The sequence below is a fragment of the Bacillus sp. FJAT-22090 genome, assembly GCF_007676755.1.
GTDB lineage: Bacteria > Bacillota > Bacilli > Bacillales_A > Planococcaceae > Psychrobacillus.
Genome location: NZ_VEBK01000013.1, coordinates 39,088 through 65,511, shown reverse-complemented (window position 1 = coordinate 65,511; position 26,424 = coordinate 39,088). Strand labels below are relative to the sequence as shown.

Here is a 26,424-nt window from a genome sequence, read left to right as displayed (position 1 = left end):
ATTCTCCATTATACTTCCCTTTTTCTTCATAAGTCTATTATGACAACATAGGGTGGTGCTTTTTCTGCGCCGAACTGCACGCAGAAAAATGATTCAGCGATTTTCATGAAAGTCGGACACTTCCCATGAGATGAACGAGGTATCACCATATTGGAAATTGACATGCCTTCTATAAGTTTTTACTTATGAGAAGGCTTCTTTCATCAATTCATTTACTGATTCTACACCAATTACTTGGATTCCTTTCGGGTAATCCCAACCACCTAAGTTAGATGCAGGGACTATTGCACGCTTAAAGCCCAATTTGAACGCTTCCTGTACACGCTGTTCGATTCTGGATACTCTTCGTACTTCACCAGTTAAGCCAACTTCACCTATAAAACAATCTGTTGGAGCTACTCCAGTATCACGAAAACTAGAAACAATACTTACTAGGACGGCTAAATCGATTGCAGGTTCGTCTAATTTTACTCCGCCTGCTACCTTTATATATGCATCTTGTGTTTGAAGCAGTAATCCCATACGCTTCTCTAAAACTGCCATAAGGAGTGAAACACGATTTTGATCTATTCCCGTGGCCATTCTTTTTGGATAATTAAAGCTGGATTGTGTAACAAGTGCTTGGATCTCAACTAATATTGGCCGTGTTCCCTCCATAGACGCAACAATTGCTGATCCGGCAGCTCCATGGGAACGTTCCTGCAAAAATAATTCAGAAGGGTTTAATACTTCTTTTAATCCTTGTTGGACCATTTCAAAAATAGCAATCTCATTTGTTGAACCGAACCGATTCTTTTGAGATCTTAAAATTCGGTACGTATGGTGTCGCTCCCCTTCAAAGTATAAAACGGTATCAACCATATGTTCTAATATACGAGGTCCCGCAATTTGTCCTTCTTTCGTTACATGACCAACTAAGAAAATTGCCACATTCTTTGTCTTTGCAATCCGCATTAGCTCTGCGGTACATTCTCGTACTTGTGAGACACTTCCTGGAGCACTCGTCACTTCCGGATGATGCACCGTTTGAATAGAGTCCACAATAACAAACTTTGGTTCGACGCTATCAATTGTTTCATTAATAAGTTCTAAATTTGTTTCCGAATAAATGTAAAGCTCCGCGGAAGTAACTCCCAAACGTTCCGCACGAAGCTTGGTTTGACGAATCGATTCCTCACCAGAAATATATAAAACACGTTCTCCCTTGTTTGCAAGTAATGCGGAAACTTGTAAAAGCAGCGTCGACTTTCCAATACCCGGATCTCCTCCTATTAACACTAAAGAACCTGGTACAATTCCCCCACCAAGAACCCTATTCAACTCTCCAAAGTCAGTTGTTACTCGCGGTTCTTCTACTGTTTCCACTGAAATTATTGGAGTTGCCTTTTGAGCAACCCCATCAGAGTGTTGAAAGGATCTTTTAGGACCTTTTGATACAATCTCTATCTCTTCTACCATTGTGTTCCATTCACCGCATCCTGGACATCTTCCCATCCATTTTGCGGCCTCATAACCACATGCATTACACATAAATTTCGTTTTTTTCTTCGCCATGGTGCCTCCTATGTAAAAAGGGCATTCCGTCCACTGGGTTCGGAATGCCCGTAATCTTACTTTTCTGTTCCAGCTGCAGCAGTTGTGCGAACGACAAATTCGTCGTTTTCCACATCAAATACTACGTGTTGACCAGCTAGAACTTCTCCTTTAAGTAATTCTTCTGATAGTCGGTCTTCTACATGTTTTTGTAATGCTCGACGTAACGGACGGGCACCATATGCAGGATCGAATCCTTCTGTCGTGATTTTCTCTTGAGCCGCTTCCGTGAGTTCAAGCTCGATACCTTGTTCTTTCAAACGGTTTGCTAATTGTTCGGTCATAAGTGAAACGATTTGTTTTAGATGTTCTCTCTCAAGCGAGTGGAACACAATCATTTCATCTAAACGGTTCAAGAATTCAGGACGGAATGCTTTTTTCAATTCTTCTAGCATTTTACCTTTCATATCTTTATAAGCCGTTTTGCCACCTTCTTGTAGGTTAAACCCAACATGTTTGTTATATTTTAACGCGTCTGCTCCAACGTTAGAAGTCATAATGACAACTGTATTACGGAAGTCTACTGTACGTCCTTTGGAATCTGTTAGTCGGCCGTCTTCCAATACTTGTAGAAGGATATTAAACACATCTGGATGTGCTTTTTCAATTTCATCTAACAAAACAACAGAATAAGGTTTACGGCGTACTTTTTCTGTTAGTTGACCACCATCGTCGAATCCCACATAACCTGGAGGTGAACCAACAAGACGAGAAGTTGAGTGTTTTTCCATATACTCAGACATATCTACACGAATCATCGCATCTTCATCACCAAACATTACTTCTGCAAGTGCACGGGCAAGCTCGGTTTTACCTACACCAGTAGGTCCAAGGAAAATGAATGATCCAATTGGACGTTTAGGATCTTTTAAACCTGCACGAGCACGGCGAATTGCTCTAGAGATTGCATCTACTGCTTCTGATTGACCAATTACTCGTTCATGCAATTTTTCTTCTAGTTTTAATAATTTTTCTGATTCTGTTTGAGCTAATTTTGATACCGGAACCCCCGTCCACATAGAAACGACTGCTGCAATATCTTCCACTGTTACTTCTGACTCTTCTTTTCCTTGTTTTTCTTTCCAGTTGTTTTTCATTTTTTCTAATTCGTCTTTTAGCTTTTGTTCTTTGTCACGGAAAGAAGCAGCTTTTTCAAATTCTTGACTTTGAACAGCGGCATTTTTCTCCGAGCGGATCGCTTCTAGTTTTGCCTCTAATTCTTTTAAATTAGGAGGTGTTGTATAAGAACGTAATCTGACTTTAGAGCCGGCCTCATCGATCAAGTCGATTGCTTTATCTGGCAAAAAGCGGTCAGATATATATCGATCTGACATTTTAACAGCTGCTTCTACTGCTTCATCTGTAATTTTCACTCGGTGATGTGCTTCGTAGCGGTCACGTAAACCATATATAATTTGAATTGCCTCGTCTACCGATGGCTCATCTACTTGAATCGGTTGGAAACGTCGTTCTAATGCCGCATCTTTTTCAATGTATTTTCGATATTCATCTAATGTCGTTGCACCAATACATTGGATCTCCCCGCGTGCAAGTGCTGGTTTTAAAATATTCGAAGCGTCAATTGCTCCTTCAGCACCACCAGCACCGATTAAGGTATGAAGCTCATCGATAAATAAGATAACATTTCCTGCTTGGCGAATTTCATCCATCACTTTTTTCAAGCGATCTTCAAATTCCCCGCGATATTTAGTACCAGCAACAACTGTTCCCATATCAAGCGTCATTACTCGTTTATCTCGCAAGATTTCCGGTACTTCGTTTTGTACAATTTGCTGTGCTAGACCTTCAGCAATAGCTGTTTTCCCAACACCAGGCTCTCCAATTAATACTGGATTATTTTTTGTACGACGTGCTAGAATCTCAATAACACGCGTAATTTCTTTACTACGACCAACTACTGGATCTAGAGTACCCTCTCTAGCAATTTGTGTTAAGTCACGCGCTAATCCATCTAATGTAGGAGTACTTGCTGGGGCAGCGCTATTATTAGCATTTCCATGCGACTGATCGTTACTGCCTAGTAATTGAAGTACTTGTTGACGAGCTTTATTGAGGCTAACCCCTGCGTTGTTTAATACTCTCGCTGCAACGCCTTCTCCTTCTCTGATTAGAGCGAGTAATAAATGCTCTGTACCAATATAAGAGTGTCCTAGCTTGCGAGACTCATCTACAGAAAGTTCGATTACTTTTTTCGCACGTGGTGTGTAGTTGACAATCGGACCAACGTCTTCTGCACCAGAGCCCACTAACTCTTCTATCCCCGCTTCAATAACTTTCGTATCCACCTCAATCGCTTCTAATGCTTTTGCGGCAATACCACTACCTTCTCGGATTAAACCAAGCAATATATGTTCTGTGCCGATAGATTCGTGCTTTAAGCGGATAGCTTCCTCTTGAGCTAATTGTAAAACCTTTTGCGATCTTTGCGTAAATCGATTAAACATCATACGAGTTCTCTCCTTTTGTTTTCGTTTTATCTGCCTTTTGCAGCCGTTCTCTCAACAACTTTGCACGAAACGTATCCCGTTCAGAAGTATTTAAAGTTGTTCCAGCATATTGCTGTAAAAACCCCGGTTGCATAAAGACCATGCATTCATTCAAAATGGTCATATCTATATCTTCAATAAGTCCCATATCTATTCCTAAGCGCACGTCGGATAAACATTTCGCTGCTTCTTCTGTTGCCATAATACGTGCAAATGACAATGTTCCTAAAGAACGATATAACCGATCCTCTAGTGTATTGGCCGAGTGCTTTAATAGTGCGTCTCTTGCTTCTCTTTCTTTTTGAATAATTTGTTCGGCTATGCTTTGAAGATCGGCAATTATGTCTTCTTCTGATTTACCAAGTGTTGTTTGGTTAGATACTTGGTACACATTTCCGAGCGCTTCACTACCTTCACCATAGATTCCTCTTACGACCATTCCAAGTCTAGAAATAATAGTAATGATTCGATTCATTTGCTTTGTCATTGTCAAAGCAGGCAGATGCATCATGACAGATGCTCGCAGCCCAGTTCCTGTATTCGTTGGACAACTTGTTAAGTAGCCAAATTGTTCATCAAAAGCATATGGCAATTCATTTTCTAGTATTCGATCAATCGTATCCGCTTGTTTATAGGCTTCTTGAATTTGAAGTCCTGGAAATAGGCATTGGATACGTATATGATCTTCTTCATTGACCATTACACTCACAGACTCATCATCGGATATTAAGGCAGAACCAGTCATTGGAGAGTTTGCTAATTTAGGACTGATCAAATGTTTTTCTACAAGTACTTGGCGACTTAACTCCGATAGGTCTTTTATTTGTATAGAAGAAAAATTCATCTGTAAATCCTCGTTGGCATCTAAAAGTGTAGCCGAAACGGATTGGTCAATTTTATGCGCTTCGTCTTCAGTAAATGCAAGAGGAAAGCGATATCCATTCAAGTTTCTTGCTAAACGAATTCTAGTGCTCATGACAATATCTGAATGTTCGCCATCCCCCGCCATCCAACTAGAAATAGAATTGTCTAAAAAACGATCAATCGACATGCGTTTCGTCACCTCCTGAAGCAAGCTTACCTTCCAGCTCTCTAACCTCATCTCTTAACTTTGCAGCTTCCTCGAATGCTTCAGTTTCAATAGCTTCTTTCATCTGTATGCGAATTGCTTCAACACGTTTTTTTAATGCTAACTTTTCACCAAACGCACCAGGAGCCTTCCCAACATGGGTTGTGTTCCCATTGTGTAATCGTTTCAAAACAGTCGGTAGTTGCCCTCTAAAACTATCGTAACAAGACGCACACCCAAACTTTCCTTCATCTAAAAATCGTTGAATGGACCAACCACATTCCTCGCATTCTAGCGGGGGTTTCTTTGGTTTTTGTTGCATTGGTTGTTGGTCTGGATGATTGAACCAGTTCGATAATAATTGATGAAGAGATAATGGATCTTGTTTATACTCTACATAAAACGGGTGGAGACTGTTTGCACAGACCTCACAATAATGTCTTTCAAAGTGTTCACCGTTATGCACTTGCGTAACCGTCACTTTCGCTGGCCTTTGCTTACAATTTTCACAAATCACTTTTCAACACCCCGTTCATTTTCACTTTTTCTCATATTTTATCGTTAATAGCATTGCACATAATATACGTGCTCGCAGCTCGTCTCTTGCTGGTAATGGTATAGCAAGTGTTGTTCGATTAAGCGCAGCTAAAATAAGCTTTGCTTCTCGATTTGAAATAACTTCTTCATCGATCAATCGAAAAACAATATCCTCTGTCACAGATTCCGATGCACCATTTTCCAAGCTTTGTATTATATGCTCAATCAAATCAGCTTTCGTATGTGCTCGAACACGGAGAATTCGAATATATCCACCACCACCACGTTTACTTTCTACTAAGTATCCACGGTCTTGGGTAAATCGAGTATTAATCACATAATTTATCTGCGACGGAACACATTGAAACTTCTCAGCAATTTCACTTCTTTTTATTTCAATTTGTCCTCTACTCTCTTCTTCTATAATCGACTTCAAATAACCTTCAATTATGTCAGATATATTTTTCATCTTCTCACCTCTTCTCGCAACTGACTTTGACTAACTTTGACTATATTATAACGAGAAAATTATGGATGTGCAATTGATATGATTCCTACTTAGTGTTCCCGAAATTACAAATAAAAAAACTACTAATTGAATGAATTAGTAGTCAAAAACTTTTTCTTTTTAAGGTGTTTTATACTCCACGATAAGATAGTTGGGTAATAAAGAAGTTCGGCTCTACTTCGATTTCCTTCATCTTAGCAAATCCAAAGTGTTCATAAAGCTTGATAGCAGGTTTATTTTTGGCTCCTGTAGCAACAATTACTCCTTGGTGCATCTTCTTGGTAGATAATAAATGCTTTAATAATGAGGAAGCAATCCCTTTTCGAAAGTGACTTGGATGTACCACAAGCCTACAAATATCAATGAGCTCGTCTGTTTCCGTATACGAAAGAAATCCTGCCAATGCCGAGTGTTCAAAATAGCCAAGAAATATTTCCTCAGAAATCATTATGCTTTGCGGTGTGTCATTTAGCTGGGGAATTCCATCAAACTGGATGAGTTCAGCTTCTATTTGATAAGCTGGCAGTTGGACTGCCAGCATTTGTTCAGCAGTCCCTTTTTCTTTATGATCTAATATTTGTATCATTTTGTTTATCTCCACCTATTATTTTTTCTTTGTAGGTTTACTTCTTTGGGTTTTCGTAATTTGTTTCCATTTATCACGTTCTACTTTTCTCGCAGCCACATCGTTTTTCCGCTCAATATGTGCAAGCTCTCTCATTAATTTTACATAGCTTTTATACCGATCTTCTTTAAGTGCTCCTGTATAGATAGCTTCTTGTATTGCACACCCTGGTTCCTTTTCATGCTTACAATCCCGGAAACGACAACCCTCTGCCAGCTCTTCGATATCTTTAAAGCTCGCACTTACGCCTTCATTACTATCCCACAGTTGAAATTCTCTCATCCCAGGGGTATCTATTAGTAAGCCACCTCCTGGTAATAGAGTAAGCTCTCTATGCGTCGTAGTATGCCTTCCTTTACTGTCATCTTCTCGGATATTACTCACTGCCATTACTTCTTCACCGGATAATGCATTGATCAAAGAAGATTTCCCTACTCCCGATGACCCCAGAAGTGCACCTGTTTTACCTGCAGATAAGAGGTTCGCTAAGGCTTCAATACCTTCCCCTGTTACACTGCTCACAGCAAATACATCTACACCAAAAGCTACTGATTCTACTTCACTTATATAATACGCCAACTCTTCACAGGCATCTTTCTTCGTCAACACGACCACAGGTGTTGCCCCTGAGTCCCATGCAGCCAATAAATACCTTTCTAGTCGACGTAGATTAAAATCGTGATTGAGGGACATCACTAAAAAAACATAGTCAACATTCACTGCAATTAACTGAATTTCAACTGTTGAACCAGCTACTTTTCTGGAAAACTGGGAACTACGGGGAAGCACTTCATGAATGATACCTTTTTCCTCACCCGGCATTTGTTCCAGTACAACCCAATCTCCAACTGCTGGGAACGATTCACGATCATTGTTAAATTTAAATTTCCCAGACAGTGAGCACAGCCATTCGCCTTCGTTTGTCATAACACGATATAAGTGTTTGTGCTCAAGTAAAACGCGACCCGCTATTCCACTTCCTTGTATTTTTTCTTCCCATTTATCATTCCAACCATATTGTTCGATTAAATTCAAATTTACTTCCTCCTAATTTTCGGTAAAATAGCGACAATGCCAATGTGTAACACTGAAGCTAAACAGTATAAAAAAACCATGATTGCACAAATCAGCAATCATGGTTCCCCGGTCATTAGTAAAGAAGCATATCCAATAGAAAAGCATAAAAATCCTGCTTTTTTAGATATATCTAGAGTGGGACATCATGAAATTACTGATTTGTGAATGTAAAATTAAATTTGCCATAATGCCTCACTCCTTTTCTTTAAGTTGTTTTCAGAATACAATTAATTCTTCGAAATGTCAATATAAATTTATGCAGTTACATCCCGTTTCATAAACGACCAATAACTAATGAATAAAAAGATAATGAGATATACTAAAATAACTGTAATCGAGAACGGCATCGTTAACCCTTCCATAAAAGGTTCCCTATTACCAACATACGGAGTTAAATCCGTATTCGCAAACAAGATATACTTGGCAAATTCAAATCTTAGTGAAAGCATATACGTAACATTTACACCCATGAACATCAAGAAGATCGATATCCCTATCGCCAGAGAGCTTGAACGGAATACGGAGCCAATCATAAATGCAAGCATTCCAATAACGAAGACATTCACAAGTGACAGGGCTATTAATAGAAGAAGTCTACCCCAAAATGATACTTCCACAACATTGCCGTTTACTACTTCTAAATTTGTTCCAGGAATGGTATCAAAGAAAATATAACCACCTATCACACCAAATAAAAGCAAGATAGCTGACATAACAATTGCAAAAATACCTACCGTCAATAGTTTCGAAGTTAATATCTTCCACCGTTTTACCGGTCTAGTTAACAGCATTTTAATGGTCCCTTGGGAAAATTCAGTAGCGACAATTCCGGCTGCTACAATAACTGTAAATAACGTAATAACCGAAAGCATATCTGGAACAGAGCCAATAAATCCATTTACACTTTGCTTGCTTACCGGAGCGATATCATGTTCTAAACGATACTTTTCGACAGCCAATTGATCTTTAAATCGATTTAATTGGTCAACAGGCAAATTTGTAGTCGCTATTTGACCTTCTAAATACATAACTTGTCCTTTAGAATCCTGTTTCCAGTCAACTGTTGGCTCTGTTTGATTTTGAACCCATTTTGTAATACCTGCAGACCCGATCATCATTAATGCTACTAGCACTATCATTACCCAAGTAGCTTTTTTACTCCATAGTTTCATCCATTCATTTTGTATGAGATTCAGCAATTTGCCCACCTCCTGTCATTTCTAAAAATTGATCTTCTAACGTTTTTCTATATGGATTTAAAGAATAGACTTGCAAGTTTCTTGCAACCATTTCGGCAACCAAAGCAGGAACTTCTTCTGTCTCTATCGGGATAACAAAGCCATTTTCTTGAGGCTCTACCGTTATACTTTTAGCAGTAAAAAATGCAATAGCTTGATCCTTAGGTGAAACCTCCACATAATAGTGTGATTCCTGCTCCTCCTTCACCTCTTTTATAGAGATTAGCTTTCCATTTTGAATAACTGCGATTCTATCGCACATCAACTCCATCTCAGCTAATAAATGGCTGGACACAAAAATAGAAACACCATCTTCCATTGCTATTTTGCGTAAATACATACGAAACTCACGAATTCCAGCAGGATCTAGTCCGTTTGTCGGCTCATCTAATATTAAAAACTTTGGACGATGTAATAGCGCTTGGGCTAATCCTAGACGCTGACGCATTCCAAGTGAGTATGTTGATACTTTCTCTTGAATTCGATTTTGTAATCCTACCTGAGCAATGACTTCATTTATCCGTTCCTTTGATACATTTTTATTCATCCTTGCAAAATGCACTAAATTTTTATAACCACTCATATACTTGTACATTTCAGGATTTTCTACGATAACTCCGACTTTACTCATCGATTCCTCAAAATGGGTGGAAATCGCTTGCCCTTCAACAAATATCTCTCCCGATGTCGTCTTCATAAGCCCCGTCATCATTCGAATAGTAGTTGTTTTCCCGGCTCCATTCGGTCCTAGAAAGCCTGTAATTTGTCCTGCCCATAAGTCCAAGCTAAGATCATCGATAATTTTTTTATTCCCAATTACTTTCGTTACGTGCTGAAGTGTAACGATTGGCTGTTTCTCCATTGTATAACCCTCCTTAATTTGTATCTACCTAGTCTCTATTAAGTAATACGCAATTCTTACATAAAAGTTTCATAAAATTTCCAAAACCAAACTTTATTCTATTTACTCTCGTATGGTAAAGTGCTTGTAGGGGGGATGGAAATGGAATTTGATGCAATATTAGCGAAGCAATATGATAGTGGAATCAGAAGGACACTGCCTACTTATGATTCCATGTTGCGACTGATTCAAACGTTTTTACGGGCAAATGTTTCAGATCCGGGTGCACGACTATTAGTCGTAGGAGCTGGTGGTGGCAACGAAGTGATTGGCTTCGGCTCAAATAATCCCGAATGGACGTTCACAGGGGTGGATCCATCTGAGGGGATGCTCGCAGTCGCTAAACAAAAATGTGACGAAGTTGGACTTAGTGGAAGAGTTACCTTAGTCCAAGGTACGGTTGAAGATATTTGTACTGAAACGACTTTCAATGCGGCTACTTGTATTTTAGTTTTGCATTTCATCCAGTCATACGAAGATAAACTGAAAACATTGAAAGAAATCCATGCCCGGCTAAAGCATGCAGCTCCATTTGTTTTAGTAAGTAAATATGGCGACCCAACAAGTGCTGAGTTTCAGGAACGGTTGAAATTATGGAAAAGCTATTGGTTAGATACAACTAAACTAAATGTGGAAGAAGTTGATAAGATGGAGCAAGATATTCTTTCCCTTTCTTATGTAACGGAAGAAGGGATTGAACAATTACTTCAAGAAGCGGGATTTGTAAGAGTGGCAAAGTTTTTCTCCACGACACTTTTTGGCGGATGGATCTGTCACAAGCTTTAAAAGGAAAAGCGTTTACTCATGGAAATAGTAAACGCTTCTTTCTTAGTTATATAAGTGGCATGCAACAAAATGTCCGGCTTCTTGTTCCTTCCAAAGTGGCCGTTTTTCTGCACAAATAGACATTGCGTGTTCACAACGCGTTCTAAAAACACAACCAGATGGTGGATTAATCGGACTTGGGAGCTCTCCCTTCAGCAAAATACGTTCACGTGATTCCTCGATGTCTGGATCTGGAATGGGAATTGCCGATAATAGTGCTTGAGTGTAAGGATGTAGCGGGTCATCGTACAACTGATCACTCGTTGTCAATTCCACCATATGTCCTAAATACATTACTCCAATTCGATCAGAGATGTATTTCACCATAGACAAGTCATGCGCGATAAATAAATACGTTAAGCCTTTTTCCTTTTGTAAACGTTGCAACAATTTTACTACTTGCGCTTGAACAGAAACGTCTAAAGCTGAAATGGGCTCATCGGCAATGATGAATTCTGGATCTAATGCCAATGCTCGTGCAATTCCTATGCGTTGTCTTTGTCCACCAGAAAACTCGTGAGGATAACGATTTGCATGATCTCTGTTCAGACCTACTTCTTCTAGCAACTCATATACTCTACTTTTTAACTCTTCCTTCGTTTTATACAATTTATGTACTTCCATCGGTTCTGCAATAATTTCTAATACGGTTGATCGAGGGTTGAGGGATGCATAAGGATCTTGGAAAATCATTTGCATCTTTTTAAGATATTCCTTTCGCTCTTTATCGTTCATTCCATGCACGTCTTTTTCCTCAAACAGAACGTCCCCATCGGTTTTATTGTACAAGCCTAAAATCGTTCTTCCTGCAGTGGACTTCCCACATCCAGATTCCCCGACAAGGCCGAATGTTTCACCTTTTACGATATCAAAACTAATGCCATCCACTGCTTTTAACGTTTCTCCATGCCCTAGCTCAAAATGACGCTTTAAATCTTGTACGGATAAAAGAACCTTTTCTGCCATGCAAATCCCCCCTATACGGCATATCTTCTGACTGCACAGATTTCTTTCTCCAATTTAGATCCTGCTAAAACGGTAATTTCAACTGTTTGCCCTGTAGAGGGAGAATGTAATAACTGACCATTTCCATAATAAAATCCAACATGACGAACCGATCCAGTCCCCTCGTCATTTGCAAAGAATAACAAATCTCCTTCTTTCCATTTCGACATATCCTGTATAGGAATCTCTTCGCCGTTTCGTGCTTGATCACTAGCATCACGCGGGATAAGATAGCCGCAAGCCTTCAGCATATTATACGAAAATCCAGAACAGTCATATCCGTATGGAGACATCCCTCCCCATAAATAAGGCAAATCTAAATATTTTTCCCCTAGAGTGATTGCATCTACTGCCGCTCGTTTTGGATACCTTTCCATAGAGGCAGCAAAATCTGCATGATCTTTTTTTAATAATGCTTCTCCATGAGGTGTGTGAACTGTAAAATAGAAGGCATCTTCTGATATAACGGGCAGTGTTGTATTAAATGGAATTACAAGTAAAGGATTCCTTTGCTTATCCCACAGTTGAGCTCTGATAGCAGACACCCTTGCAACGCCCACCGCATCTACATCCTTAGATTTTTGTAACTGCACTATCGGAACCCAACCAGGGTACCCTCGTTTATCCTTTTTAGAGGGTTGCCAAATGGCAATGATTCTCGCCCAGTCACCTGCTACCTCTTCTACAATTACCGGTTCCCCATATAGGAGCTGCGTTTGTATTCGGTTTTCATTACAAAGTGCAAGTCGCTCTTTATAGGCTAACGCTTCAAGCCACTCAATCAACGAAACCGGATTTACAGTTCCCGGCTTATCCAATTCTCTAGCGGAGGACGGCTCTGTCCAAACAGTTGCCACTTTCACAGAACAAACCCATTCATTCACTTCTGCCGACATTTTATCCCTCCTATTCGATCTCCTAACTTGAAATACCAAGTCCCAATCCTTTTGAGAAAGTTATTTTACTTCCCTCGTATATAACCCCACCAACGATTTGGTCTTTCGCAAGCATAAGGGGGGCATCAAAATCGAAGTATTGAATATTTGGATGACTTGCAGCGAAATGAGCAGCTGCTGTAATTCCTATTTTCGTTTCAATCATACTTCCGACCATACATGCTACCCCATTTGCTTCTGCCAGTGTATTAATCTTTTTAGCTGTATGAATTCCGCCCGATTTCATTAGCTTGATATTAATCAAATCAGCAGCACGCATTTCTAAAACTCTTCTTGCATCATTTACGGAAAATACACTCTCATCTGCCATGATTGGTGTATCTGTATGATCTGTAACGTATTTCAATCCTTCTATGTCATTAGCAGGAACCGGTTGCTCTACTAACTCAATATCCAGTCCTGCATCTTCCATTGTTCGAATTGCTTTAACCGCCTCTTTAGCACTCCATCCTTGGTTTGCATCTAATCTTAACTTTGGCTCATTTCCAATTCTTTTCCTTATTGCTTGTATACGAGCGATATCATCTTTAATAGCCCCAATTCCAACTTTAACCTTTAGCACACGGAAACCTTCACTTATATATTGCGATGCATCATCCGCCATCTCATTTGGATCATTTACACTAACTGTAAAATCCGTTTCAAGCGAATCTCTAAATCCACCAAGAAACTGAAAAAGAGGAAGCTTAGATTGACGTGCAAGTAAATCATATATCGCCATATCAATGGCAGCTTTAGCGCTAGTATTTCTTATGAGTGAACTGTGAAGCTGTTGAAAAATACGTTCACTTTCTAAAAGATTTAGCCCTATAAGCTGAGGTGCGATCACATCATTAATTGCATACCGAATGCTTGCTATCGACTCACCTGTAATCACATGGGTAGGCGGTGCTTCGCCGTATCCAATGTCCCCTTCACTACTGGTGATCTTCACATAAACAGAATAAGCAGTAGTCACTGTCCGAAGCGCCGTTTTAAATGGCTTGGTAAGCGGGATCGCAACATCGAACGTTTCTATGGATTGAATAATCAATACGTTTGCCTCCTTTATTCCACTCCTGGCAAAATAGCAAGTGACAAGTTATCCGCATCCAACTCAGCAAGCACGCCTAGTGGAACGGCAAAATGTGGTTCGCAATGTCCTATTTTAAACCCTTTGACTGCCGGCTTTCCGAGATGCCCTAAGTAATGGTCTAATACCTCATCAAGGGACAGGGAGACTTGACGTTTTTTCGGCTCTGCATCTTTAAAATCTCCAATTACAAAACCAGCAGCTTCCTCTAGCTTCCCTGACTGTCGCAGTTGGTTAAGCAATCCGTCTATTCGGTATGGTTCTTCCCCAATATCTTCTATTAATAATAGTTTCCCTTTAGTATCCACTTCAAATTTTGTCCCAATCCCACTTGCAAGAAGGGATAAGTTTCCACCTGTTAGTTCACCCCTAGCCACTCCCGCTGAAAGTCTTTCCAGAGGTGATATTTCTTCTGTGTAGTGAAGTTCCATCGGTTCAAATAACTGTTGGAACATTTTCTTCGACAAATCGGAAAATGTATCTTTCCCAACATCGGAAGCTAACATAGGACCGTGGAAAGTAACGATATCGGAGTATACATTCATACTTGTATGTAAAAAAGTGATATCTGAGTAACCCCAAAAGATTTTTGGATATTCATGCATTAATTGATAATCGATTTTATCCGCGTATCTAGCGGAACCGTATCCCCCACCCGCACAAATAATACCTGCAATGCTCGGGTCAGCAAACATTTCATGTAAGTCTTCTAAACGCTCTTCATCTGTACCAGCTAAATAGCCGTAGACGTTTTCTACGCTTCGTCCCATTTTATAAGACAAACCCAGTTCCTCTAGAAATGTAAAAGAACGTTTTAACTGATCGAGGTTTGGTGGGCTGGATGGAGCAATAATTCCAATTGTGTCACCTTTTTGTAAACGTTTTGGACGAACTTTCATTATATATTCCTCCTTTTCTTAGACAAAGGGGCGGCACCTTAAAAAGGTACCGCTACTTTTGTTTATTAATTTTTGTCAGCCCATTTTAAGTCCATGTATCCTACTGGATGTCTAAGGATTCCTGATACCGACGGCTTTTCAAGTGTCACTTGGTTATAGTAATAAAGAGGGAAGATCGGCATTTCCTCCATTAATAATGCATCCGCTTCTATTAACATTGCCCAACGTTTCGATTCGTCTGTCTCGTTTTTAATATCTGCGATCAGCTTATCAAATTCTGCATTTGACCATGTTGTACGGTTCATCGAGGAACCTGTAATAAAGCTCTCCAACGCATTCACTGGATCAGCATAGTCAAATAAGAAAGAAGAACGGGATAGTTGATACTTAAATTCTTTTTGCTCCGATGCGAATACACTTGCTTCTACGTTTTGAAGCGTCACATCTACCCCAAGAACATCTTTAAATTTACTTTGAAGCGCTTCAGCAATTTTCTTATGTGAGTCGCTTGTAGAATAAGTCAAGGCTACTTCTGGCAGTTTATCGTATCCTTCTTCAGCCATACCTTCTGCTAACAAAGCTTTTGCTTTATCTGCGTCAAATCCAACTAGCTTCCCTGCAGTTTCTCTAAATTCTTTACCATCTGGTCCAATAAATCCGTACGGAATAAATCCTTCCGCTGGCTTTTCTCCATTTTTTGTAACATAATCGACCATTTCTTGTTGATTAACTGCATAAGCAAATGCTTGACGAATCTTTTTGTTTGTAAATGGCTCCATGGAGACATTGAAACGATAGAAATACAGACCTGCTTGATCTTCATTTTTTAGTTCTGGGTCATTCATTAATCCTTCAGCAAGTTCTGAAGGTACTCCTGATGTATCTAGTTCACCTGTTTGATACATTTGGTATTCTGTATTAGAGTCGTTGATCATCGCCCACTCTACTTTATCAAGCTTAACAGCATCCGCATCCCAGTAATTTTCGTTTTTCTCAAACGTGAAACTTACATCATGTTCCCACGCTGCTAGTTTAAACGGACCATTTCCTACGAAGGAGTCCGCTTCTGTAAACCATTTAGGATTCTCTGTTGCTACTTTTTCATTTACTGGAAAGAAACTCGGGTTAGTAATAATATTTAGAAATGCTTCTGTTGGGGTGTTTAGCTTTACCTCGAACACCTTATCTTCTAAAGCTTTAATTGCGACTGCATCGGCTTCTCCTGTTCCACTATTGTAGCCTTCTGCTCCTTCGATGAAGTATGCAAGAAACGAAGCAGGAGATGCAGTTTCTGGGTTGAGCATATGAAGCCAACCAAATACAAAGTCACTTGCTAAAACAGGGTCGCCATTAGACCATTTTGCGTTATCACGAATGGTAAATGTATACGTTAGCCCATCTTCCGATACATCCACTTTCTCCGCCGTAGCTGGTTCTGCTATATGATCTTTTGAAAGTCTAACAAGACCCTCCATTAAGTTATTTAAAGAATTCCAAGATACTGCATCAAATCCAACAGACGGATCAAATGAGGTTGGTTCAGTTCCGTTGTTTAAATAGAGTACCTTTTCAGTTGACTCTGTTTCAGTGTCTGTTTGTGCTTCCTCTTTGTCTCCCTCTTTTTCTGTGTTCGTTGTTTTCCCCGCGTCTTTAGTAGCCGTACAAGCACTTAACACTAGCACAAATAATGCTACTACAAACAATGACAACCATCTCTTCATCCCAATTCCCCCTTTGTATTGTATATGTGAATGCACTTTCATGCGCTCATCCAATCTTATTTTTACTCTGCTCTGTTAAACCTTTTGCTCTTTCATCCTGAAGCCAACAATCTACAACATGGGCTTCGGATAACTTAGTAGTAAATGGGTAAACATGCTCACAGACTTCCATCGCATAATCACAGCGAGCAGTAAATGGGCACCCTTTCGGTGGAGAAAATAAATCTGGCGGTGTTCCCTCGATTGGTTCTAACTCTTCTTCTATTAAATCAAGGCGAGGTACGGAGTTTAATAGTCCTTTTGTATATGGATGCTCTGGAGTATAAAAAATTTCTCTTTTGTCTCCTATTTCTACAATTTTACCCGCATACATAACTGCAATTCGGTCAGCTATCTTCGCAACTACACCAAGATCATGAGTGATTAAAATAATGGATATTTCTCTTTTCCGTTGAATTTCTTCAAACAATTCTAGAACCTGTGCTTGAATCGTTACATCTAAGGCTGTTGTAGGCTCATCAGCTATCAAAATTTCTGGCTCACAGATGAGAGCGATCGCTATGACAATACGTTGTCGCATGCCACCTGAAAACTGATGAGGAAATTGTTTTAATCGCTCTTCTGGATTGGGAATCCCTACGAGAGTCAACATTTCAATTGCCTTCTTTTTCGCTTCTTGTTTCCCTATTTTTTTATGTGTGCGAAGCCCTTCTGTTAGCTGCTCCCCTATCGTCAGAGTAGGATTTAAAGCAGTCATGGGATCTTGAAAGATCATCGAAATATCGACACCTTGTATTTTGCGCAGTTGGACGCTAGACATCGTAGCTAAATTGCTGCCTTTAAAAAGGATTTCTCCATTCTTAATAATTCCTGGTGGCTGAGGTATCAGCCCCATTACTGCGTTAGACGTGACACTTTTACCGCAGCCTGATTCCCCTACTATTGCAAGTGTTTCACCTTTGTATAGATGAAAGTCAACCCCTCGGACAGCTTCTACTTCTCCACCGTATGTTCGAAAAGATACTTGTAAATTGTTCACTTGCAACACTTTTTCCTTGGATATTATTTTCTTTTCTCTTTTCTTCTGCCTTATCATCTATTCTCACCTCCTAAGCTTCGGATCGAGGGCATCCTGTAAACCATCCCCTAGTACATTAAAGGCAAACATTGTCAAAGATATAAAGAAGGCAGGGAAGAATAATCGCCACCAGTGACCGGATAAAATAACCGGTAATGCATCACTTGCCATAACTCCCCAGCTTGCATAAGGAGCTTGAATTCCCAGACCTAAAAAGCTAAGAAAGGCTTCAGCAAAAATTGCACTTGGTACAGTGAGTGTCATTTGGACAATAATAGGTCCCATCGTATTCGGAAGCAAATTTTTCCTTATAATTCTCGGGGTTTTTGCTCCGAACGATTTGGAAGCTGTCACAAACTCATAGTTTTTAATTTGGAGTACTTGCCCCCGGACAATCCGAGCCATCCCAACCCATCCAGTTACAGTCAATGCCACAATGATAGTGGTTAGGCTTGGTCCCATAACAACCATCAGCAAAATAACGACTAGTAAATGTGGTAAACCGTATAGCACTTCAATGATGCGCATCATCACTGCGTCCGCACGTCCGCCTTTATATCCACTAATACCGCCGTAAATAACACCGATAAAAAAATCTATCAAAGCAGCCATTACCCCAACAAATAAAGAAATCCGTGCTCCGTACCAGGTTCTTGTAAATACATCTCTTCCGGCTTCATCGGTACCAAACCAATGAGCTAAAGAAGGTGCTTTGTTTTGGTTTGGATAATCTGTACCTGTTACCGAATATGGAGAAAATACTGGTCCAAAAATAGCTAAAAGTGCCAATAAGATAAGAAAAATTAGTCCTACCATCGCAAGTTTGTTTTTTCGTAGTCTTCGCCAAGCATCTTTCCAATAAGATAAAGAAGGTCTTACAACAGATTCTGCTTTACCCAGCTCTTTCGATTTGGGTTTAAACCATTCATCTGGCACATTAGGCGGGGTCGATATAATTTGTGACTTCACCATTATGCATCCCCCTCCTTACGATGTAATTTTATGCGCGGATCAAGGAATCCATAGACAATATCCACTAAAAATAACATGAACACTAGGAATGCACTATAAAAGACTGTCGATCCCATAATTACTGGATAATCACGATTATTTATACTTTCCACAAAATATTTTCCCATGCCAGGAATTGCAAATATCCGTTCAATTACAAAAGTACCTGTTAAGATACCGGCGAGCATCGTTCCCATGATTGTTACAACTGGCATTAATGCATTTCTTAATGCGTGTCGGAAAACAATTCTAAAGGGGGAAAGTCCTTTAGCACGAGCCATTTTTATATAATCTTGTGTTAGAACTTCTAGCATACTGGATCTCGTTAGTCGTGCAATTATCGCGGTTGGCCCAGTTGCAAGTGCTAGTATAGGCAATATCATATGTAAAGGGCTGCTCCATGTAGCAGCCGGTAGTAACTCCCAAGTGACCGCAATCTGTTGGATAAGCAAGGTTGCTAACACGAAGTTCGGTACTGATATACCAATAACCGCAAAGGTCATAGCCAAGTAATCTATAATACCGTTATGCCGCAGTGCAGCAAGAGTTCCTAAAATAACACCAGACAATAATGCGACTAATATCGTCAGCATTCCAAGTTCAAACGAGATAGGGAAACCTCTTGCCAGCAACTCATTTACAGATTCGTTCGGTTTTTTTATAGAAGGTCCAAAGTCAAAGGTAACAATGGACTTTAAGTAGTATAAATATTGAATATGCATCGGTTCATCTAATTTATAAAACTTTTCTAAGTTTGCTTGAATAGTAGGGTTAGACGTTCGTTCTTCATCGAACGGAGAACCCGGAATAGAGTGCATTAATACGAAAGTTAAAGTAGCAATGATAAGAATCGTTGCAATCATCATAAAAAAACGTTTAATAATGTACTTCGTCATAAGCAAACTCTCCTCTTAACAAAATTTCGTTTGCATTGCTAGCTCTACCATTACAAGCATCGCACGATACGCTTCCAATATATCTTTTGCCTCAAATTTCACTATTGTTGTACCTTCAATGATTTCACAACCTGGCATAAGAGCCGCCCATTCTGCTTGCCCATAATTTACAAACTCAATCCGTAAAGTAGGGTTCTGAGGAGGTGTGAGTGGTTTCACTTCATCTCTTTTATCAATTGCTTCCGCAACTTTTTCCCTTAACAATGCATGTGCTTTTTGTGGATGCAAAGTTTTAACAGCGGATCGAGAGATAGATTCTTTCACAACTGCAGTGATAACCCCTGGGATAAGTTCCTCTGCTTCCCTGCATGCCCCGTCATCCCCTGCAACCATAATAACCGGAACACCAAAATGACCTGCTACATATGCATTTAATCCTAGCTCACCAATCTCTACTTCGTTAATATACATATTTCTTACTCCGAAAATCATCGAATGACTCATTACCCCTGGTTGTCCTGCCCTTGAATGATAACCTGCAAACACTGCCCCCATGTACGTCTCATCCAAAGACTGTACCATTGAATACGGTTTCGCATCTCCTGTTATCAACGATGCTTCAGGATGTAATTCCTCTATTAAAATATTATTCATCTTCGAGTGACTATCATTTACTAGAACTTCTTTTATTCCTTTAGATAATGCTCCTTCTACTATGGCGTTTGCTTCTTGAGTCATTATACGTCGTGCTCGTTCATAATTATGTTTATTGGACTCTACAAACGTATGGTCTGATAAACCTGTAATCCCTTCCATATCTACCGAAACAAAAAGCTTCATGATATCATCCCCCATATCTTTTTCTTATTGATAAAACGTTTCCAAGGTTGAGTAATTAATACTTTATCAAAATAAATAGAATATTACAATATGTCAAAAAAATCAAAATCAATACTCGTTAATTTGTACGATGCTCTTAAACTCCTCACATACTTCGAGGTTTCTTCTAGCACTCTAAAAAAGCAAATGCGCTTTAAAATAAAGGCATTTGCTTACTGAGAGTTTAAATATACTACTTCAGTTATCTTGGTTGACCTGGAAAAGGTTGTTGTTGACCGAATGGTTGCCCGAACTGTTGACCAAAAGGCTGTTGGAATCCACCCTGTTGCATCGGAAAAGCTTGTTGAGGTGGATTAACTACTACATTTCGATTTGTTTCAGTCCAGAAATGTTGTGGGACATTGACGATATGCTCTCTGTTTACATTCACAATCGGATGAATCACAGGTTGCATTCTTGGTAAAAATGAATCCCGCATCCGATATTGTGGAGGGCATACTATTGGTTGAGCAGCTGGTTGCTGCCATGGCATTTGTTGCCCACAACCGCATGATTGCCCCCACTGTGGCATTTGCCCGCATGAACTACATGAATGACGATTTTGGTTCATGATTAAATCACCTCCTTCTTGCTCTTATACTAGTAGATGCAGAAGATAGGACGATAAACTAGACAAACACCTTAGTTCCATGCAAATAAAAAAAGAACGCATCTAAAAGAAGACGTTCACTTTTTGTTTTTCCTAAGTTACTTATGGGTGTAGTGTTTTTATCCCGATTAATCACTTTCCTTCCCTTTCAATCAAATGAGATGGTGGGAAAGAAAGTGTTATATATTACTCAGTGAGTTGTTGTACGTATGAGTAAATAGAAGCCCAATAGAAGCCCAAAGGTAGTACCTGCTAGTTAACCCCAGATTCCTTTTGGGATATCAATGATATCTTTTAGTTTCTTCCTTTATTTTTCTTCTGTGTTGCCATGATGCGTGAATGCAAACCACAATATGGACTATTACTTAATCAATTAAAAGGGACCTATTCAGACTCCTCCTTTACATAGGCAAATGGATTTTACTTTTTCGCTTATTCTGTTCAGTATTGAATTTTGTGCATTTTGAATATTTTTCTTCTATGGATTAAAGCTGTGAATTTCGGGAATAACTATATATAAACGGAACCCTTGTTAATCAGTTGATTTCACATCATTTTATTAGTATAGTTAAAACTTTAAATTATAGGAACGTTGAGGGGGAAGTATGAAGAAACTATCTATAACATTTTATATCACTATGGGCTTAATCATTTTGGCCGTTGGTTATGGGGCATTAATGCCTGAAAGTTTTGAGACAATTACCACCACCATTAAAAGTTTTGTTGCATCCGCGTTTGGTTGGTACTATTTGCTGCTTATGACGTTTATGCTAGCATTAAGTTTATTTTTTATATTTAGTCCTTACGGAAAAGTTCGGTTAGGTAAAGATACGGATCGTCCTCAATTCACAACTGTTACATGGATCTCTATGCTATTTTCTGCTGGAATGGGCATTGGTCTTGTTTTTTACGGTGCAGCCGAACCACTTTCTCACTTTGCAATCAATCCCGCTACGGCAGAACCTAATACAGACGCCGCTTTTAAAGAAGCTTTCCGTGAAACTTTCTTCCATTGGGGATTTCATGTGTGGGCTATGTATGGAGTAGTAGCACTGTCACTCGCTTTCTTCCAATTTCGGAAAGGGGAACCCGCGTTAGTATCTTCAACATTGAAGCCTATATTCGGTGAAAGAATGAAAGGACCATTAGGTATCCTCATCGATGTACTAGCTGTTTTTGCAACTGCATTCGGTGTCTCTACTTCACTTGGTCTTGGTGCTATTCAGATTAATGCAGGTTTAAACTATCTCTTCAATGTGACCATCGGAATTTTTCCACAGATTATTATTATCGCTATTGTAACGGTTCTTTTTCTTGCCTCAGCATGGTCTGGATTAAGTAAAGGGATTAAATATTTGTCCAATACAAATTTAGTACTTGCTCTAGCTCTCCTTGGGTTTGTTATCATCCTCGGCCCAACATTATTTATTTTCGATGTATTCACGGATTCTTTTGGGGGTTATTTGTCAAATCTTGTTCAAATGAGCTTTCGTACATCACCCTTGAATGCAAATAATCGGGATTGGCTAAATACTTGGACATTATTCTACTGGGCATGGTGGATTTCATGGGCACCATTTGTAAGTATGTTCATTGCCCGAGTATCAAAAGGAAGAACGATTAGAGAATTTATCATCGGTGTGCTAGTGGCACCAACATTCCTTGGGGCAATTTGGTTCTCAGCATTCGGTACGACAGCTATTGATATACAAAAAAGAGGAGTTGCAGATTTAGCTCAAGCTTCAACAGAGCTGACTATATTCGAAATGTTCCATTCTATGCCACTATCGTTCATCATTTCTATTTTCGCGGTAGTGCTCATCGCCTCATTTTTCATTACCTCTGCAGATTCGGCTACATTTGTTCTTGGAATGCTATCGACAAATGGTTCATTAACACCACCTAATAAAGTAAAACTTGCTTGGGGAATCACTTTGTCTGTAATCGCTGTTATTTTACTATCCGTTGGGGGCTTAAACGCTTTACAAAACACTATTATTATCGCAGCATTGCCATTCTCTTTTGTCATGTTATTCATGATCGCCTCTCTAATCATGGCTTTAAAGAGTGAGGCCATGCTTTCAAAACGAAAGAAATAAGTAACGAAATGCCAAGGGATTAATCCCTTGGCATTTTCTATTACCAAAAGATTCGATATGTAATTTTACTATTATAGGTGAAATCTGATTACACATTCTAAAATTATGGGATAATAGAAAATATAGAGTGTGAAGTGAGGTGTTAATATGATTCGAACAATCGGGGTAACTACTGATCGAGAACTAATAAGTGATTTTTCACTAGAAGATATAAAAGAAAAAAAGTTGCAATGGTATTGGGTGGATATTGGAGAACCAACTAAAGAAGAAGAAATGCTTCTGAGCTCATTCTTTCATTTCCATCCTCTTGCAATTGAAGATTGTCTGCTGCGTTTACAGCGGCCAAAAGCGGATCATTATGATGGACAAGTATTTTTTGTTTTGCATACGTTTAATGAGAAAAAAATGGAAGCAGAAGAATTGAATCTATTTGTTGGAGAAGGTTTTGTCGTGACCTTCCACTTTCCTCCTATGCATGAATTAGAACAAGCCCGTGAACGTATTATCCAAGATCCGAATGGGTGGGAGCGCGGAGCTATGCATGCAACTTATCATATTGTCGATAAAGTCGTGGATGCATATTTTCCAATCATTTATAAAATTGAAGATTATTTAAACGAAGTGGACGATCAGCTTTCGTTTGATATGCGTCATTTATCGATAGAGCAAGTATTCGATCTACGAAGTGATTTATTGAGACTGCGTCGAACAATTATTCCAATGCGTGATTTATTGTATCGGGTAATGAATTCCGAACGTATTATATTACATCAAACAGAACGGGCATATTTCGGTGACATTTACGATCATTTATTAAAACTCACGGATATGGTGGAGTCCAACAGGGAGTTAACTGCCGATATTCGGGACAGTCAGATGTCTATTAACTCTAGCCATATGAATCGTATAATGATGATTTTGACGATTGTATCAACTGTTTTTATCCCTTTAACATTTATCGCAGGGGTGTACGGAATGAACTTTAAAAATATGCCCGAGCTTGAATGGCATTATAGTTATTATATAGTTCTTGGCATTATGTTAATCGTTGCATTGGCTATGCTTGCTTGGTTTAAATACAAAGGCTGGTTTAACCTATTTAAAAACTAGATTGTTGAAACTACTTTTAGGATGATGACGTTTATTAACTAATGAGGTGAGACTTTGATAGAGATAAAAGGAACGCATAATAATGCTCTTGTTTTTACGAATACAATCGAGGAGACCGCAAAGCGTCAAGTGGAAGAGCTGTGTAGCCTGTCCTTTCTACAAGATACGAAAATACGTATGATGCCTGATCTCCATGCAGGTAAAGGCTGCACAGTTGGAACGACGATGACCATCACGGATAAAGTCGTACCTAACTTTGTAGGTGTCGATTTAGGCTGTGGTATGATTTGTGCAAAACTTGATGTAGAAAAAGAAGATATTAACTTCGAAAAATTAGACAAAACGATTAAGAAAAATGTGCCGAGCGGGACACGCATCCGAAACAAAGAACATCGAAACGTAATAGAGATACCATTTGCTGAAGTGACTGCCCCCATTAATGAAAACCGTGCTCGGTTAAGCTTGGGCACGCTTGGTGGAGGAAATCATTTCATCGAACTGAACGTAGGAAATGATGGAAGCATCTATCTAGTTATCCATTCAGGCAGTCGAAATTTAGGGAAGCAAATTGCGGAACATTATCAACAAGTTGCTCACCAATCGCTTGGAGATAGCGTGCCAAAAGAGTTAGCGTATGTGGAAGGTGAATCTATGAAAGATTACTTATATGATCTTTCTATCGCACAAAAATATGCGGCATTCAATCGGAAAACAATGGTTGATGTGATTTGCAGAGGAATGAATTGGAAGATTAAATCGGAATTTGATACGATTCATAATTATATTGACTTAGATAATATGATTTTACGAAAAGGAGCGATTTCCGCCCAGGACGGAGAAATCGTTATTATCCCCATGAATATGCGAGATGGATCGCTCATCTGCCGCGGAAAAGGAAACCCCGATTGGAACTACTCGGGACCGCATGGTGCAGGCCGTATAATGAGCCGTTCGCAGGCAAGAAAGCTTGTGAATCTGGAGGATTTTCAAAACTCAATGAAGGATGTTTGGAGTACTTCTGTTGTTGCAAGCACGGTTGACGAGTCACCATTTGCTTATAAAGATATGCAAGATATACTCGCCCATATTGAAGACACGGTTGACGTATTAGAAGTGATTAAACCTCTTTATAATTATAAAGCACACTAGATAAGGAGCTGAGCTAGTTAGCTCCTCATTTTGTGGCCGTCCAGTAATAGAATAACGCTGTAAATGTGAGTTTTTCTGCATGCGTTAAGTCTTCTGCAAGCGACACATGTATATTCATAGCTTGTATTTGAAAAGCTGGGTGAGTTGCATACGGGAACATTCCGAAACGATAGGTAGCTAATCGTTTCCCATTGAAATCATCGACGTCAATATCCCCATACATACTTTTAGCTTCCATTTGATGCAGTTTTTCATGGTTTGGGCCAAAAATAATGGCTCTATTTTTTACCGAAATAACCGGCAAGGCAACAGTAGAAATATGCGTTTTCGTATGATCATAAACTTTCAGCTGCATGAACTTTAATTTGTTTTGCATTGTAAATTGACTTACTAATTTCCCGTCCATTGTCTTCAATTCGTATGTAATCGGAAAGAACATACCCATCTTAAAAATCGCAAATGAAGATAACTTTCGTATAAACGGATGATTTTCTGTAGGAGTAATTATATAAAGCCTTTCCCCTGTATTAGAAACTAAATAACTTTTAGGAATGATGGATACATCCCGTTGAAAGTTAAGTTCTTTAATAGGGAAGCTATCGGAATAGTATTGGCTATCTATTTCTTGCTCATCTGGCAACTTTTCAGCAGCATTCTGAAAATAAAAAGAAGATCCTAACAGCATGAATAGCATAAACCCTACCATAAAATGCGTTTCAAAATCCTCCCACAAAACATTATGAAAAATAATAACAAGTAAAACATATACGCCAAATGCAAATAACGATCCTAGCTTTGCAAACTTTGCTGTTCGTTCATAAATATGCTTCATGTCTAACACCTCTACATATAGATACGAATGAATACGAGAAATGTTTCAATAAGAAAAGCGCAGGGTGTTAAGGCAACGACCGCGGAAAAGGTGCCTTATCAAAAGGTTTCTAGTCAGGAGGTTTTTCCCTTTGGATTTTTATCTAAAGGGGTATTTCGTGGTAAAAGGATTTATATAGTTTGTGATTCTTTTCAATTAAATTAAGGGAGCAAGTTAGTGAAAGAGGA

General features: G+C 39.2%; 25 protein-coding genes. 5 read left to right on the top strand and 20 right to left on the bottom strand.

What is annotated here, in order from left to right:
- Window positions 1-183: 183 nt before the first annotated feature.
- The 7 genes from radA to rsgA all read right to left on the bottom strand — a co-directional run bounded on the left by radA (window position 184) and on the right by rsgA (window position 7,874).
- The gene (gene radA, locus FS486_RS15505; RefSeq protein ID WP_144512624.1) at window positions 184-1,554 is read right to left on the bottom strand and encodes a DNA repair protein RadA; all 1,371 of its coding nucleotides are present in this window, start codon (window positions 1,552-1,554) and stop codon (window positions 184-186) included.
- 56 nt (window positions 1,555-1,610) lie between these two features.
- Window positions 1,611-4,061 carry an ATP-dependent Clp protease ATP-binding subunit gene (locus FS486_RS15500; RefSeq protein WP_144512622.1) on the bottom strand — a complete coding sequence of 817 codons (2,451 nt, stop codon included), beginning with the start codon at window positions 4,059-4,061 and terminating at the stop codon, window positions 1,611-1,613.
- Complete coding sequence (gene mcsB, locus FS486_RS15495; RefSeq protein ID WP_144512621.1) at window positions 4,051-5,151, bottom strand: protein-arginine kinase McsB; 1,101 nt, start codon at window positions 5,149-5,151, stop codon at window positions 4,051-4,053. Before mcsB ends, FS486_RS15500 begins: the two co-directional genes overlap by 11 nt.
- Window positions 5,141-5,686: a UvrB/UvrC motif-containing protein gene (locus tag FS486_RS15490; RefSeq protein WP_144512619.1), complete on the bottom strand. Its 546-nt coding sequence runs from the start codon at window positions 5,684-5,686 to the stop codon at window positions 5,141-5,143. The genes mcsB and FS486_RS15490 overlap by 11 nt, the downstream gene beginning before the upstream one ends.
- A 21-nt stretch (window positions 5,687-5,707) precedes the next feature.
- A complete protein-coding gene (locus FS486_RS15485) occupies window positions 5,708-6,175 on the bottom strand; it encodes a CtsR family transcriptional regulator (protein WP_144512617.1) in 468 nt (155 codons plus the stop codon).
- A 169-nt stretch (window positions 6,176-6,344) separates the two neighbouring features.
- A complete protein-coding gene (locus FS486_RS15480) occupies window positions 6,345-6,800 on the bottom strand; it encodes a GNAT family N-acetyltransferase (RefSeq protein WP_144512615.1) in 456 nt (151 codons plus the stop codon).
- 18 nt (window positions 6,801-6,818) lie between these two features.
- Complete coding sequence (gene rsgA, locus FS486_RS15475) at window positions 6,819-7,874, bottom strand: ribosome small subunit-dependent GTPase A (protein ID WP_186321478.1); 1,056 nt, start codon at window positions 7,872-7,874, stop codon at window positions 6,819-6,821.
- 42 nt (window positions 7,875-7,916) lie between these two features.
- On the opposite strand from rsgA, the gene FS486_RS20220 reads away from it, so the two are divergent.
- Window positions 7,917-8,081 carry a hypothetical protein gene (locus tag FS486_RS20220; RefSeq protein WP_186321477.1) on the top strand — a complete coding sequence of 55 codons (165 nt, stop codon included), beginning with the start codon at window positions 7,917-7,919 and terminating at the stop codon, window positions 8,079-8,081.
- 89 nt (window positions 8,082-8,170) lie between these two features.
- On the opposite strand, the gene FS486_RS15470 is transcribed toward FS486_RS20220, so the two are convergent.
- Complete coding sequence (locus tag FS486_RS15470; RefSeq protein ID WP_260858127.1) at window positions 8,171-9,124, bottom strand: ABC transporter permease; 954 nt, start codon at window positions 9,122-9,124, stop codon at window positions 8,171-8,173.
- The gene (locus FS486_RS15465; protein ID WP_144512611.1) at window positions 9,093-10,016 is read right to left on the bottom strand and encodes an ABC transporter ATP-binding protein; all 924 of its coding nucleotides are present in this window, start codon (window positions 10,014-10,016) and stop codon (window positions 9,093-9,095) included. The genes FS486_RS15470 and FS486_RS15465 overlap by 32 nt, the downstream gene beginning before the upstream one ends.
- Window positions 10,017-10,157: 141 nt before the next feature.
- Between FS486_RS15465 and FS486_RS15460 the strand changes: the two genes are divergently transcribed.
- Entirely contained in the window at window positions 10,158-10,841 is a 684-nt protein-coding gene (locus FS486_RS15460) for a class I SAM-dependent methyltransferase (RefSeq protein WP_144512609.1), read from the top strand.
- A 42-nt stretch (window positions 10,842-10,883) separates the two neighbouring features.
- Here FS486_RS15460 and FS486_RS15455 read toward each other — a convergent pair whose 3' ends face one another.
- The 10 genes from FS486_RS15455 to FS486_RS20215 form a co-directional block, all read right to left on the bottom strand.
- Window positions 10,884-11,846: an ABC transporter ATP-binding protein gene (locus FS486_RS15455; protein ID WP_144512607.1), complete on the bottom strand. Its 963-nt coding sequence runs from the start codon at window positions 11,844-11,846 to the stop codon at window positions 10,884-10,886.
- Window positions 11,847-11,857: 11 nt separating this feature from the next.
- A complete protein-coding gene (locus tag FS486_RS15450) occupies window positions 11,858-12,781 on the bottom strand; it encodes a C40 family peptidase (protein ID WP_144512605.1) in 924 nt (307 codons plus the stop codon).
- A gap of 22 nt (window positions 12,782-12,803) precedes the next feature.
- Window positions 12,804-13,874: a mandelate racemase/muconate lactonizing enzyme family protein gene (locus tag FS486_RS15445; protein WP_144512603.1), complete on the bottom strand. Its 1,071-nt coding sequence runs from the start codon at window positions 13,872-13,874 to the stop codon at window positions 12,804-12,806.
- A gap of 14 nt (window positions 13,875-13,888) precedes the next feature.
- Window positions 13,889-14,812 (bottom strand): S66 peptidase family protein, encoded by a 924-nt coding sequence (locus FS486_RS15440; protein ID WP_144512602.1) that lies wholly within the window; start codon window positions 14,810-14,812, stop codon window positions 13,889-13,891.
- Window positions 14,813-14,877: 65 nt separating this feature from the next.
- A complete protein-coding gene (locus FS486_RS15435; RefSeq protein WP_144512600.1) occupies window positions 14,878-16,533 on the bottom strand; it encodes a peptide ABC transporter substrate-binding protein in 1,656 nt (551 codons plus the stop codon).
- Window positions 16,534-16,579: 46 nt separating this feature from the next.
- Window positions 16,580-17,629, bottom strand: coding sequence for an ABC transporter ATP-binding protein (locus FS486_RS15430; protein WP_144512598.1), 1,050 nt, complete (start codon window positions 17,627-17,629; stop codon window positions 16,580-16,582).
- Between the two features lie 6 nt (window positions 17,630-17,635).
- Window positions 17,636-18,583 (bottom strand): ABC transporter permease, encoded by a 948-nt coding sequence (locus tag FS486_RS15425; protein WP_144512596.1) that lies wholly within the window; start codon window positions 18,581-18,583, stop codon window positions 17,636-17,638.
- Entirely contained in the window at window positions 18,583-19,518 is a 936-nt protein-coding gene (locus tag FS486_RS15420) for an ABC transporter permease (RefSeq protein WP_144512594.1), read from the bottom strand. Before FS486_RS15420 ends, FS486_RS15425 begins: the two co-directional genes overlap by 1 nt.
- 15 nt (window positions 19,519-19,533) lie before the next feature.
- On the bottom strand, window positions 19,534-20,358 hold the full coding sequence (locus FS486_RS15415) for a M55 family metallopeptidase (protein WP_144512592.1): 825 nt from the start codon (window positions 20,356-20,358) through the stop codon (window positions 19,534-19,536).
- 241 nt (window positions 20,359-20,599) lie between these two features.
- Window positions 20,600-20,968, bottom strand: coding sequence for a hypothetical protein (locus FS486_RS20215; protein ID WP_186321476.1), 369 nt, complete (start codon window positions 20,966-20,968; stop codon window positions 20,600-20,602).
- 644 nt (window positions 20,969-21,612) lie between these two features.
- On the opposite strand from FS486_RS20215, the gene FS486_RS15405 reads away from it, so the two are divergent.
- The 3 genes from FS486_RS15405 (at window position 21,613) to FS486_RS15395 (ending at window position 25,365) form a co-directional block, all read left to right on the top strand.
- Entirely contained in the window at window positions 21,613-23,106 is a 1,494-nt protein-coding gene (locus FS486_RS15405; RefSeq protein WP_144512590.1) for a glycine betaine uptake BCCT transporter, read from the top strand.
- Between the two features lie 147 nt (window positions 23,107-23,253).
- Window positions 23,254-24,216: a magnesium/cobalt transporter CorA gene (corA, locus tag FS486_RS15400; RefSeq protein WP_144512588.1), complete on the top strand. Its 963-nt coding sequence runs from the start codon at window positions 23,254-23,256 to the stop codon at window positions 24,214-24,216.
- 54 nt (window positions 24,217-24,270) lie between these two features.
- Entirely contained in the window at window positions 24,271-25,365 is a 1,095-nt protein-coding gene (locus FS486_RS15395) for an RtcB family protein (protein ID WP_144512586.1), read from the top strand.
- A 25-nt stretch (window positions 25,366-25,390) separates the two neighbouring features.
- On the opposite strand, the gene FS486_RS15390 is transcribed toward FS486_RS15395, so the two are convergent.
- The gene (locus FS486_RS15390; RefSeq protein ID WP_144512584.1) at window positions 25,391-26,197 is read right to left on the bottom strand and encodes a hypothetical protein; all 807 of its coding nucleotides are present in this window, start codon (window positions 26,195-26,197) and stop codon (window positions 25,391-25,393) included.
- Window positions 26,198-26,424: the final 227 nt, after the last annotated feature.